Consider the following 13,884-nt stretch of genomic DNA (forward strand, 5'->3'; position numbering starts at 1 on the left):
TAACCAGAAGTAAGTGTAGTCTATTAGGGTAAACATTGCAGTCTGATCATTGTAATATTTTTTTAATCCAGCTGTTTTCTTTTTTATTTCGGTTATTAACAACTGTATTTGTTCATTACTCACTTTTTTTTCATCATTCAACTGATCAATTCTATACTTAGTTAGTATCCCCTGTAACTCCGTTTTACGTTTTACATCATTTATTAACTGTAAAGCCTGATCTCCAGTCTTTTTGGGAAAGGTCATCTTCAGACAATTCTGTGCCGTAAAAAAACTGAAGAAGTTTAATAAAAGCATTATAACAATTTTCTCGCTGCTCCGTCATGTTACCATCCGCTCTGAAGTTCTCCATCAGTGAAACAATATTTCCAAGCTCTTGAAGCGAAACCAATAAAACAGGTTTAAACGCAGGTTCATCAGCTCCCGCCATATTCTTCATGAAATATGCCTCATCAAATATCTGATAGTTTGCTGTCAACATTTGAGAACTTAACTTTTTTAATTGTTCGTCTGTTCCTCCTACTCTCTGCCACCATCTTAGAAATCTTTGCGAAATTTCACTACCGCGTTCACTAAAACCCAATGCGTTCGCGTCATAATCTTCTATACCCTTTTCTGTTTCATTATACACATGAGCAATTACAGTGTCAAATGAGCTACTGAATAATTCAATATTCATAGGGCGCTTTGCCGGTGAATAAACTATCGTTCCACTTATTGCGCTCCCTGTTCCACCTGCCTCGAGATAATATCTTGAAATTGCTTTATTATCTTGTATCCAAGATGGTTTAGTTATTTTAACACCACCTGATTTAATACTTGCTTGTATTTCTTTATTAGATCGTAAATCATTGCCAATTTTTATTGCTGTTTTGCCGATCAGTTCACTCAACTGTGATACAAATGCATCATAAGCTATATCATTTCCGTTGGTCACCTGAAACGCAATCAATCCCTGTAATGTTTGTGACATAATACTAACCAGTCTGGTAACTTTCTCTGTATTATCCTTATCACCTGCACTTCCTATCACCACTAAAAAATTAGATTCATTCTTTTTGTCTCCTGCAAAAAGAGATAATCCCTTTTCCAATCCTAAATAAAGAGGTTTTTCCACTGTACCAACGCACGATTCACCAAGTCTGAGTTTTCCATCGAGGTAAACGATTATTCTCTCAGGATCAGTAACTATCGGATTACTGATTACATTCGCCTCACCTCCAGCACAATTCGGATAGTAAACTACAGCACCATATCCAAATGTTACCGGATTTTGACTTTGGCTTTTTATTTCTTCAATCATATTTGTACTCGTCCTTATGGCATCAACTACTTTCTGATTATAATCATTTAATGATGGATCTCCATCTACAACAAATACAATATTTACATTTTTTATTTGATTTCTTATTTTTTCATATCCTTCCTTTTCAACCTGTCCATATTCTGCATTCTCAAGTAATTTTTTACCACTGCTATCATATACATCCGTCACAAAACCCGTTTTAAGCACTCCATCTTTTTCTTCCAATACCGGAAATCTCTTAACGGAAGGCATCATTCTTATCTCATAATTATCATCATTCCATTCTGCTTTAGTTGTTTTTATTCCTTCTGCGTAAAAAGACTTTGCTTCTTCTGCCGATTCAAATAATGAAACTTTATAAGCCATAATTCTTCTTTCTTCGGCAGAAGTTATATCCCAATTTGGTTCATAACAGATTCGATCCGACCATTTTCGAACAATTCCTTTGGAAACCCATCCCAAAATTGACGCCCCGCGGCTAGCATATTCAAAAGACATATCCTTACCCACCAGATAACTGTTTGCGGTTTCTTTATAAATAAACATGAATTGAGCTAGCCGAACTACATTATCATTTTTATAGGCAAGGTCCGGGCCGTTAAACATCCTTATTGAATTATCATCGCCGACATAGTTTTGAATATTCAAGATTACATTTGGATCGTTTATCACTGCCAGAGCCTTAATAGCAATTTTTTGAGGATCAGTGAAGAGGCAGCTTTGCCACATCAATAACTTAGACTTTTCAATCCAGCCATAATCCACTGTACTTACCGGCACATATCTCTTTGGGTCACTTCTAACATAGTCCCTTACACCCTCATCACATTTTACAATATGACAGTAATTATCCTGAACATCAATTACAAAAAACGCATCCATAAAATTTGCTTCCAACTTCTTTTTGCCTCCGGTCGGGCTTTCAAATGTTGTATTGTAGTCACGATCTGAATAAACGCACCATATAGATTTACTAACATCCTTATTCATAATCACATTTGCAAGATCCATCCTCGGATATTTATACTCGGGCGGAGAGGTATATGCTGAAGTCTTGGGTTGCACCTGGCTCAAACAAACTTCTGAAATCAAAAGAATCGCAAACAAGAAAAGATAAGAATGCTGCTTGTAGTTAGTTGACATGAGTAAAAACATTTGTTCGTATAATATTAGGATCATTGGATTTAAAACCTGCTATTGAATTTATCTTTCTATCTACGTCCATTCTTTCAACCTGACCGGTTGTTGACGGAATATAGATATGAATATTTATCTCAGCATCATTTGCTGATAATAATGTCGCAAGTTGGCGCGGTAACACATTAATATACCTTGAAAGTTCAGAATTATTTTGCTGATATTGAGCTATCAGGTAATCAACAGAAAAAAAGTAATATACATTTATTGACCTTGCAAGATACTTTTCACTGCTTAGAAACTTTTGAAGTTTCTTTTTGTCAAATTGAAATTGAGGAGTTAGATATGAATTATCTTCTCTTATCGAGCGAATCCAGGAATCATGGGCTTTATAATTCGTTAATATAGGAGGAGAATTGGAGAGACCGTTGCACACAAGCAGCATTACGTTTCTTTCACCAGCCCTATAATTTAATGAGAATGCAGCTAATATTGAATCAAGAACTTGAATCTGCGGATCAAGCAGACCGGGTGTGCCATTCGCTTTTGAATTAGCAACAAAAAACAAATCGGCCGAATTATATATTCTCAAATCATCATCGGTAGAATCTGTTTGAGCCAAAGAATTATAGCTAATCAGAATGAAACAAAGTAAAAAGAAAGAACTGCTCAACAACATCATTCTATTATGGAATAGCCTAAAATATTTAGTATAGAATGGTTTCATTTTTTTTGTGCTTTTATTTCCAAAGAGGAAATGTACCCTGAGTTATCGGTAGAAAAACTAACATCCAGAATAGTATATGCAGGATGGTTGAATGAAAACTCCTTAACTAATGCATCTAGTGTAGGCACATTTGCATCCGGAATATTCCACGATACTGGCGTTGTTTGCCCACTAATGAAATAGTTATTAAACCAATCTTTTTCCACCTGTGTTTTGTATCCCCCTCTATCTGCCAGATTCTGGAGGCGGTTAATAATCTCTGCTTTAGGAGGCAGTTTTGGTTTAGCAGGCCCTGCTACTTTTGAAGAAGAAACAGTTGGCAATAGTTTTGGCAGTACCTTAATATTGTAGGTTCCATTAACTTTAAGTGACGCATCAGTCTTTAAAGTAACAACATAATCACCTTGTGTCTTGTATGTGTACGTTGGATTCTGTGTCTTATCATCAATAGTAACCCCATTCTCACCAAAATACCATTTCCAACTTTTTGCACCTTCAGCAGTTCCTTTAAAATTAACCGGTTCGCCAACGTGTACTACTGATCTACTCGCCGTAATAGTTATCCTAGTACCCGTAACAGTATCCATTCCTCCATTACTTACTTCCACTATGATTGAGTCCACACAAGTTTCATTGACTGTTAATCTAATGAGGTATTTTCCTTTCGATTGATATAGGTAACTCCCACTTCGTGATTCAGAGGTGCCAAGACCGTCGCCAAAATCCCAATACCACTTTGTTGCATTGGGGGAAATGTCACTGAACTTTAAAGAGTCACCAACCATTAAATCTTTTGAGAGCAGTTCAATATCTGCGCCATCACAGGCCGGCTTCTGCTGTAGCATTCTTTGGATAAAATAAATAGCTCCTCCAATTAAAATTATTGCACCGAGAAGCATGAAAACCCGTTTGTCCATTCAAATATGTTTTAGTAAGCTTGCTGATCAATGTACTTGTTGCTTAGACTAATTGAAATACCAACTGTTAACCCAAGGTAAATATGATTTACTCTTGGTGATCCAGCTAAAAGGGTATTGTATTCACCCACTGTATTTGTCAGCTTGTAATCATCTGCATTAAATCCCTTGTTCTCATGATGTTCAATTATTATCTGAGGTCCAATATTGAAATGAGCTCCTGAAGCCAGCAAGTAAGGAAAAGTCAACCTAATATTTACAGCATAACCAATCCCAAATTTATTATCGTTCGTCGTAGGCTTTTCTATTTTTTTGTGCAAAGCAAGATCGTACCCAGCATCTTGCAGTAATTGAAAAAAAGCAGTTTTATCTCCTCCAATTGATTCAATAAATGCTTCAGTAAATAAAGCCGCTGTGCCAGGATGACTAGCTGTTGAGACATAACCAAAACTATTGCTTACAGTATCATAAGAAGCTTCATAATTAAATGAATTCGAGAAATCAGAATTATCATCCAAAGTAACACCTGGTTTAGTTGGCAGTGACAATCCGATTCCAATATTTATTTTTAATCCTAATTTAGAGCTAATAGGGGTTTTATATATGAAACTTACAATTGGCAATGCGAAGTAATTAAAAGTGATGTTTTCAGAAATGGAGTCTGTACTGGAAATTATTCGCTTATACGAATTCGAAACGCCAATACCATCTACGTTTTCAATGTCCTCAAAACTAATGTTGTAATGATCCACCTTTAAATTTGAAGTGATCCTTGTGTACATTAAACCAATACCTAGTCCAATATGTCTTTTAAGTCCCAAAAAATATTCCCACTCAACTGAAAGATTAAAGTCAGGTAATAATCTGTAACTCTGGCCATATTCACCAATACTATAATTATCGAATAAACTCGTATTCATATTCTCTGCATTTGGTGCAAATGAGTCAAATGAGTAACCCGGACCTCCGCTGATAAGAAGTGTTTGACTGGGTCCTTTAGGAGGCTCACATCCCTTGTAGATAATATAACCCGGAACATCCTTACAATTATCTTCTTCATCAATGACCAAATCGCCGTCCGAATCATTGATGATTTGGAAATTAGCTTTTCCGTCAACTTCTCCATCCTCAGAAATCCTTTCAATTTGAACACCTTTAAAATCAGAGGAAAGTTTCATGGTAAGCAACACCGTGTCAATGGTTAATACCTGCCATCCGTTAAAGGTATATCCAGTAACTCTTTTTTCAACTGAAACTAAAGCACTTTGCTGTGATAAATCATCATAGCTGATAGCCATATTGGTAATAACGGCCTCAACCAAACCGCGAGGATAAACTTCCTTTGTTTTAGATAAAAATTCATCAATCGGCTTCGATCTAAAATGAAGGCTTTTATTGTGAGGGTCGTCAAAAAAATCAGGATTGAGGTCATCGAAGATGAGTGCTTCCTCAGTAAAAATGCTTTTAAATTTCTTCATTGTTTTTGCCGAAATACTGTCGGAAACAACATCTGTAAATGTAAGATTGTCCTCATAAATTCTAAGCACACTATCAATCGCATTGATTGCTTTGAGCCGCTCATTCCATGTAAGTTCCTGACTGAATCCAATTCGAATTACGCCGGCAATTAAAAGTAAGAATAATAAAATTTGTTTCATAGTTGCCGTGAATTTATTGAACGATGAATTTATTTGCCACCAATTTCCCTTTTCTGTCATCAAGACTTAGAAAATACACCCCTCTTGCTAGTGAAGTTTGAATAGAAATCCCAGATATTAATTCATTTCCGTCGACTTCATTGGCAAACAATTCATTACCTAAAACATCTCTAATTGTTAGCGTTACAGAGGTTTCCTCAAATCCATCTACACGGATTGTAAATGAACCGATGTTAGGATTAGGATAGATGGAAGAAACAATTGGCGAAACTAAGGGAGGAGGTGTTGCGGAATTAACTTCAGAAAGTTTTGTATAGTGATATGGGAGATATTTAGAGTGATAAAATGATTTTGACTCACAATTGCCTTTTCGTGCATTTACCCACCAATATTTATTTTCACTAGCAAACTGTTCACCTGCCTTAAATATTTGAAAATGTCCGGTATCTGAGTCAAATATAATAGGTTCAAGAGTTATTATATCATAACAACCCCATTGGTAAGCATGATGATCAAATCCAGTTACGTCGACATCATTGTTGAATATTGCAAGGATTTTATCTGCTTGATTGATTAATAGAATTTTAGCTGTATCTATCACATTATCATTGTCTAATTGAACATTGAATATATTTGAATTAGAGCAGCCAGTTATCTCGTCCGTTGCGGTTACTATAACATCATACAAGCCATTTGCATTTAAAGGTCCTGAATGGAAAAAGAATACACAATTATTACCATAATTCAATACGTCCGAAGCGAGCAAATATGGTATACCTTGTGTACTAGAAGACCAGGTGTAATTAACCGTTTGGTCATGATTGACTGAAAAATAAACACCATATATGTCAGAGCAAACATTAATTGAATTTAAATTATTTGGAGATATAAATTCTGGTTGGAAGGGAAGGATGTTAATAATAACAGTCCGAAGAGTCTGTATCGAAGGTCCGTTGCAGCCATTTGCTGTAACCTGTATATTCACCGAGCCTGCAAATGCTGGATTCCACGTCATTACTCCTGTTAAAGGATCAATCGTTCCTGCAGTAATTGGATTTATTGACCAGTTAAATCCGGTACTATTAGTAGCTGTAGTCGAATACGTTGTTTGTGTCGTTCCATTTGTCACTTGACAAGTCGGTTCTACTCCTAAAGACACTACAATTGGCGTAGGTATGCCTACTGTTGGTGTTATTACTACAGTCCGAAGAGTCTGTATCGAAGGTCCGTTGCAGCCATTTGCTGTAACCTGTATATTCACCGAGCCTGCAAATGCTGGATTCCACGTCATTACTCCTGTTAAAGGATCAATCGTTCCTGCAGTAATTGGATTTATTGACCAGTTAAATCCGGTACTATTAGTAGCTGTAGTCGAATACGTTGTTTGTGTCGTTCCATTTGTCACTTGACAAGTCGGTTCTACTCCTAAAGACACTACAATTGGCGTAGGTATGCCTACTGTTGGTGTTATTACTACAGTCCGAAGAGTCTGTATCGAAGGTCCGTTGCAGCCATTTGCTGTAACCTGTATATTCACCGAGCCTGCAAATGCTGGATTCCACGTCATTACTCCTGTTAAAGGATCAATCGTTCCTGCAGTAATTGGATTTATTGACCAGTTAAATCCGGTACTATTAGTAGCTGTAGTCGAATACGTTGTTTGTGTCGTTCCATTTGTCACTTGACAAGTCGGTTCTACTCCTAAAGACACTACAATTGGCGTAGGTATGCCTACTGTTGGTGTTATTACTACAGTCCGAAGAGTCTGTATCGAAGGTCCGTTGCAGCCATTTGCTGTAACCTGTATATTCACCGAGCCTGCAAATGCTGGATTCCACGTCATTACTCCTGTTAAAGGATCAATCGTTCCTGCAGTAATTGGATTTATTGACCAGTTAAATCCGGTACTATTAGTAGCTGTAGTCGAATACGTTGTTTGTGTCGTTCCATTTGTCACTTGACAAGTCGGTTCTACTCCTAAAGACACTACAATTGGCGTAGGTATGCCTACTGTTGGTGTTATTACTACAGTCCAAAGAGTCTGTATCGAAGGTCCGTTGCAGCCATTTGCTGTAACCTGTATATTCACCGAGCCTGCAAATGCTGGATTCCACGTCATTACTCCTGTTAAAGGATCAATCGTTCCTGCAGTAATTGGATTTATTGACCAGTTAAATCCGGTACTATTAGTAGCTGTAGTCGAATACGTTGTTTGTGTCGTTCCATTTGTCACTTGACAAGTCGGTTCTACTCCTAAAGACACTACAATTGGCGTAGGTATGCCTACTGTTGGTGTTATTACTACAGTCCGAAGAGTCTGTATCGAAGGTCCGTTGCAGCCATTTGCTGTAACCTGTATATTCACCGAGCCTGCAAATGCTGGATTCCACGTCATTACTCCTGAAAAGGATCAATCGTTCCTGCAGTAATTGGATTTATTGACCAGTTAAATCCGGTACTATTAGTAGCTGTAGTCGAATACGTTGTTTGTGTCGTTCCATTTGTCACTTGACAAGTCGGTTCTACTCCTAAAGACACTACAATTGGCGTAGGTATGCCTACTGTTGGTGTTACTGTCAATATTGCATCTGCCGAAGTTTGAGATCCGTTAATATTTGTAACCACTGAATGATACTTATTGCCATTCATAATTGCTGAAACACTTGTCAAGGTAAGAGTAGGGTTCTTCGTGCCCGAATAAATTCCACCATCACTGATGTTTTCAAATGGGCCCCCACTACTTTCTTGCCATTGAATCAATGGAGCCGGTATTGAATTAGATGTGCTTGTAAAACTTGCATTGCCACCAATGCAAACAAAGGTTGACGGCGGGTCAGAGGTAGAAATAGGGTTAGTCTCTCCAATTTGGAAATCACTGAAGGAAATATTTCCGGTGCATTGTGTGCTACTTGTACCTTGAATACCAATAGTTGTGGTTAACCAACCCGTCCCATCATATTTCCTGATTACAAAATTTGCTGAATTGGAACTGCCATCCTTATCACCTGCAACAAAATTAAAAGTAGCATCATAAGTATTGAAAAATATTCCACTATTGGTCAGCGTCCAAGACCGATTTACACTTTTGTTCTCATTAATTCCCGAGGTTAATATCTCATCATGATCACCATTAATGGTAAAAGCAGTTATATTTCCTCCTATTGTAATGTTGTTTATAATAAGAGTTACTGGCGTGTAAACGGATGCGGAAGTACTTCCAATCACAAATGTTCGGGAATTATGAATCGCATCAAATCCCATTACCAAATTTCCATTTACGTGTCCACTGGTACGTATTATGTTACCAGCGGCAGGCACTGTTATTGAATGAGAACCTGTTGCGATTATTCCATTGCTAAATGTGAGAATTCCGACAATAGTAATATTCTCGAGAAGTGATACACTTGCAGATCCAAAGCAATTCATTGTTAAATTATTTACGCTGCCAGTGAAAAGCGCGGTAGGTAAGGTAATTCCAACTATATTAGTAAAAGCTATGGTCGCCGAGGAATTACTCGCATTAACTTTACCGAGTGTGCGAGTAGGAGCACTGCCGTGAATAGTTAATATGCTTGCATTTATACTTAGTGTGCCATTAATCAAAAATAAAGTTTCACTCACAGTTGCTGATTGCACTAAAATAACTCCGGCTGAATTGTCAATTGTGAGATTATTGAAGTTCGTTTCTTCTGAACCCAAAATATTTTGTAAAGCAATACCATTAAAAGTTACATCAATTACATCTGAACCACTTTTGGTTGTAAACGTACCATGATTGGTTAAGTCGCCACTAATTTTGATTAGGTTAGTTATTGAATTTATGCTCTGCCCTGCAATTAAACCACCACTATTAATTGTGACATCGCCTAAAACGTTCAAAATTGTTGGATTGGTTGAACTTGATTTGTCCATATAGAGAAATCCATTTACAATTAAACTACTAATATCATTTATCGCAGTAGCTGCTATGGTAACTGTAATACCGCTGTTAATTATAACAGTGTCTTCTGAAGTCGGTTGCGGATCTCCATTCCAAGTGTCTGGATTACCCCAATTACCATTGGCCGTTGCTATTTTTGTTCCCCCAAAAGTTTGTTGACTTAGACCAAAAATAAAGGAAAGAAAAACTAAAATCAGGCTAAAATCTTGAAAAAAGTAAGAATTTATTTTGCTTATTTTTTTTATTTTAGCTAATAAATAGAAAGGAAAAACTTCAAGATAAATACGGATGGTACTCATATCCTCAAGATTTTATTGTAAAGAAATATTAATGCTATAAAAGTTAAGTTTTAAATCTCAAAACAATTGTCAAGCTTTTTTACAAGTTAATGGGAAAATAACAACATCGCAATTCTATTCATTGATGTGGGGAAATTCATGTTGAAAAATGGGGAAATAAGAGCCAAAAAGAAGTATGTTTGTGGTTCAGCAACTATACCTTTCCTAATTATCCCTCTTACTAGGGAAATGAAAACGCATCTGATTAAAATTTTCAATTCATTGTTCATACATTCAAGAAATTACTATAAACAAAACGAATGTAAGTATTCTAGAATGCAAAATGCAACTCTTTTGGTAAATTTTTTCCAATGCGGGACTTATAAAGAAGCTAATATGTATTAATTCTTAAAATACACAGTATGGGTAATGCTCCCTTTTTATAGCCCTAAATTTATCACTCCTCAAAAACCATATCTCCAAATCTTTTCCCTGCTCCTTTCAAGTGTGCGATATAATAATATTTTTTTTCCTCAATTTCACTGTAGTAAAGCACAAAAGTATAGCGCCCCTTTTCAGTAATCACTTTAGATAGTTTTTGGGTTAACGCTTCCGTTTCATAATTATGTATTTCATATTCAAGTGTGTCCCTTTCTATCTTAATGGCTTGTAAAAGGGTATCGCAAAAAACTGAGACAGATATCCTAAACTGTGTTTTCATAGCATATTTGTTTCCATGGAAACTTCTTGTAAGTGGCTTTACTGATCCTCCTTCAATAGCCTTCACCAATCGAAGCTGAAATGAAAGAAAATCATGACTATCAACTGAAATTTCAACCGGAACAGCACTAATAATTTTCCCGCTAGTATCAGTTTTTACTGTGATAGTGCCAGCATATTTCATCTTTGTTTTTCTAAAATCCAACCCAAGTTGCCGTGCTAGGTTTTTAAATCCTACGGCATAAATCGCAGATGTATCTTCGGATGCTCGTATAAAAGTATCTTTTCTAATCATTAGAAACTCGTTCAACTGTTCCGCCCGAATGCTGTCCTCCATCCGTATGCTATCGCGCTGAAATGCTTCATACTCTATTTTCCAATTTGCATACCTCTTCTCTATAGTTCCCTCAAGCTTAAATCTTTGATAGGAGATACTGTCTTCTTTATAGATATAGGCTGGTATCTGGTTAAGAATATACTTGTCGGGGAACTGCGTATATTTCTCGCCTATTTGATTCAGGTAAACAAAATGCTTCTTTGATTTATCACCGAAGAAATACACTGCATCATAAAATATATAGGTGGAATCATAGGGTATCGTATCATTTCGATCAGCAACAATCATGTTTCCATAGTCACTGTATCTAAAACGTACAGGATTGCTTTCGGTTGCCGATATCCTTTTTGCTGATTTATTTTCGTCAACTGATACTTCAATCGATTTCTCGGGTGGAAAATGAGTTACAATAATATTCATTATTGGGACTTTGTTAATAGTTTCTGTTCCACTGAAAACTTTGTACGTGGTTACATAGGTCACAAAGCCTTCGGTAATTGTGTCCATAATAACGCTTATCTCAGACGCACTAACCTTTTCAAAATCATACCTGTAACCAATGAAAGTTTGCGCTTTCAATGCATAACCAGTGAACAGTAAAAAGAAAACTGGAATAATATAATTGTAGCGAACCTGATTCATACAATGATTTAAAACTGCGCATCAAAATAAAAAAAACAACATTGATCAGCCACTTTTTTTCACCACACACGAACCTGCAATTAGCATTTTCCCTTCGAAACATGGCAATCCAGCTTAAATAAAAAAGTGAGCATCTGATTTAATAAGTTATATAAAACACAATATGAATGCTATATTTGAATACGAAAAACACATACCATGTCCATTAAACTATCAGCTATAACTAATCAACTGCTCCTTATTTCATTCCTTTTCTGTCTATCTGCTTGCGGCTTCACCAACGTAAATCTCCAAAACACAAATGCAAACTCAACAAATGTCTTGTTGAGCCAGAAAAATTTTATAGTTCTTGACAAGGTTACGGGGGAAGCAAGTGTCAGAAAAATACTTGGGTTTGGCGGCACTTCAAAAAAAGGACTTATGCAGGAAGCAATGGCGAAAATGTATGCTGATGCAAACCTGGGTGGCAATGCAAAAACAATTATCAACGTTACATACGAAACACATACCTCCTTTTACATTTTTGTAAATATTACGACAGTAATCGCCTCCGGCTATGTAATTGAATTTCTGAAATAGTTCCAACAGCACGATCAAAATCTATCGCTTGCAAAACTGTATGGAGAAATATCCCCGGATACAGGAATCATTGATGAGAACCACATCAAAATTATCACGGCAGTGCACTGCATCTCCATCAGGCACTGCATAACAGGAATCAATACCATCCTGGAAGAAAGTTTCAATCAGGAGTTGATCGCCTTGTACAGTGATGCGTGTTCTTTTTATATTTTGCTCATTGTTTGCATACCAATCCCCTATAAATCTTGCAAAAGCAGGATTCACGCTTGACTCAGATGTTGAACCAGATGGTCCCCCACCCGGGTCAATATTCTCCAATTCACTTCCTGGGCCTGTAGTTTTTCCCGCGAACACAAATTTCCAGATTGCAAAACCGCCTGCACCGAGAATAACAGTTACCGCTAAAACCAGCAGAATAATTCTTCCCCGGTTTGATCGTCCGGTATTTGTTGGATAATGAGGATATGATGAAGCCGGCTTTTCAAAACCCAAACCTCTCCTTTCCTGCTGCTTAACGGTAGCATCAGAAAATGAGTGACCACAACTCTTGCAAAACCTTCCTTCATCAACATTGGGAGTTCCGCACTTAGGGCAGTATTTCATAGTATAATTACTTTAGTTTGTTACCGCAATTCATACAGAAGGCATCATCAGCACTTACAACATTATTGCAATTGTCACATCTGAGTTCGATGGGTTTTGGCGGTTCACGAACTACTATTTCTTCTTCAAATGTCTCCGCAACACGTGTTGGAGCAGCAACACCTTTTGAAAGCATTGAACGAATTGCCATGGAATTATGTGCAATGGTTACTCCAACACTGAGTAGCTCAGCTAAAAAATAAAAAATGATCAGCACCCAGAAAGCATATACTATTGCTGCAACAATAATAAACAGCAGCGCCACTATTGAATTACCGCCTCCTCCAACAATTTCATTAAACAATGGAAGAATATCAAGGTTTTGAAGGCCAAAGTACTGACCTCCTACCAATGCTATTAACACGGCGATAATTACAATCATAGCGGCTAAGATCTCACCTGCTAAGCGTAACATTTGCGCAATGATGGGAATAACTGTGAAATCCGAGTCCTCAAGGCTTCTTACCTTGTCTGCCCTGTAAAAATAAATCTGTGCAATAATCCACCAGGCAAGCACAATCAGGATGCAGGCAATGATGCCCAGTAAAAATTTCCAAAGTCATGCGCATTACTCAGGATTTGAAAGATCAGGTAAAGTGCAAAAATACCGTAGACTGCTGCGGAAATTTTCCACAGCCAATAGATGATATTGCGCAATGTTCTTCCGAGTGAAAGCTTATCCAGAAAAGGATAGATGATTTGAAAAATGTTTCGGTTCATAAAAAATCTTTAAATTATTAACAGTAATTCTTCATGCTTTTAAACAGTAGCTTAGAAATAAAAATCGTCTGGAATTAATTAATTGAATGCGAAATATAACTAATAAGAATTAACAGCACGTCTAATTGGTAAAAAAAATACTATACCCATCGCCAGATTCCTCATGCAATCCAATTTGATTAACAATTCGTATGGGATTCAAAATTTTGAAAGCCAACACGCAGCAATAATTATTGTCTAACCCTCTATGAAGTCCCTTGATTTAAAATAGAACTAAT

At 36.9% G+C, this 13,884-nt stretch carries 11 protein-coding genes; 1 reads left to right on the forward strand and 10 read right to left on the reverse strand.

Annotation, left to right across the window (positions count from 1 at the left end):
- Positions 1-196: 196 nt before the first annotated feature.
- From IPO83_18115 to IPO83_18145, 7 genes are all read right to left on the reverse strand, one after another.
- Complete coding sequence (locus IPO83_18115) at positions 197-2,317, reverse strand: hypothetical protein (protein MBK9733173.1); 2,121 nt, start codon at positions 2,315-2,317, stop codon at positions 197-199.
- 121 nt (positions 2,318-2,438) lie between these two features.
- The gene (locus tag IPO83_18120) at positions 2,439-3,170 is read right to left on the reverse strand and encodes a hypothetical protein (protein ID MBK9733174.1); all 732 of its coding nucleotides are present in this window, start codon (positions 3,168-3,170) and stop codon (positions 2,439-2,441) included.
- On the reverse strand, positions 3,167-4,087 hold the full coding sequence (locus IPO83_18125) for a PKD domain-containing protein (protein ID MBK9733175.1): 921 nt from the start codon (positions 4,085-4,087) through the stop codon (positions 3,167-3,169). The genes IPO83_18120 and IPO83_18125 overlap by 4 nt, the downstream gene beginning before the upstream one ends.
- Before the next feature lie 11 nt (positions 4,088-4,098).
- Entirely contained in the window at positions 4,099-5,745 is a 1,647-nt protein-coding gene (locus tag IPO83_18130; GenBank protein MBK9733176.1) for a hypothetical protein, read from the reverse strand.
- A 13-nt stretch (positions 5,746-5,758) separates the two neighbouring features.
- A complete protein-coding gene (locus IPO83_18135) occupies positions 5,759-8,140 on the reverse strand; it encodes a T9SS type A sorting domain-containing protein (protein MBK9733177.1) in 2,382 nt (793 codons plus the stop codon).
- On the reverse strand, positions 8,140-9,984 hold the full coding sequence (locus tag IPO83_18140) for a hypothetical protein (protein MBK9733178.1): 1,845 nt from the start codon (positions 9,982-9,984) through the stop codon (positions 8,140-8,142). The genes IPO83_18135 and IPO83_18140 overlap by 1 nt, the downstream gene beginning before the upstream one ends.
- Before the next feature lie 436 nt (positions 9,985-10,420).
- A complete protein-coding gene (locus IPO83_18145) occupies positions 10,421-11,662 on the reverse strand; it encodes a hypothetical protein (GenBank protein ID MBK9733179.1) in 1,242 nt (413 codons plus the stop codon).
- Positions 11,663-11,860: 198 nt separating this feature from the next.
- Here IPO83_18145 and IPO83_18150 point away from each other — a divergent pair, with 198 nt between their 5' ends.
- Positions 11,861-12,241 (forward strand): hypothetical protein, encoded by a 381-nt coding sequence (locus IPO83_18150; protein MBK9733180.1) that lies wholly within the window; start codon positions 11,861-11,863, stop codon positions 12,239-12,241.
- A 21-nt stretch (positions 12,242-12,262) separates the two neighbouring features.
- Here IPO83_18150 and IPO83_18155 read toward each other — a convergent pair whose 3' ends face one another.
- The 3 genes from IPO83_18155 to IPO83_18165 form a co-directional block, all read right to left on the reverse strand.
- Positions 12,263-12,847 carry a hypothetical protein gene (locus IPO83_18155; GenBank protein ID MBK9733181.1) on the reverse strand — a complete coding sequence of 195 codons (585 nt, stop codon included), beginning with the start codon at positions 12,845-12,847 and terminating at the stop codon, positions 12,263-12,265.
- A gap of 7 nt (positions 12,848-12,854) precedes the next feature.
- A complete protein-coding gene (locus tag IPO83_18160; protein ID MBK9733182.1) occupies positions 12,855-13,301 on the reverse strand; it encodes a zinc ribbon domain-containing protein in 447 nt (148 codons plus the stop codon).
- A gap of 104 nt (positions 13,302-13,405) precedes the next feature.
- Positions 13,406-13,606, reverse strand: coding sequence for a hypothetical protein (locus tag IPO83_18165; GenBank protein MBK9733183.1), 201 nt, complete (start codon positions 13,604-13,606; stop codon positions 13,406-13,408).
- Positions 13,607-13,884: the final 278 nt, after the last annotated feature.

Source organism: Chitinophagaceae bacterium (genome assembly GCA_016717285.1).
Taxonomy (GTDB): Bacteria; Bacteroidota; Bacteroidia; order Chitinophagales; family UBA10324; genus JACCZZ01.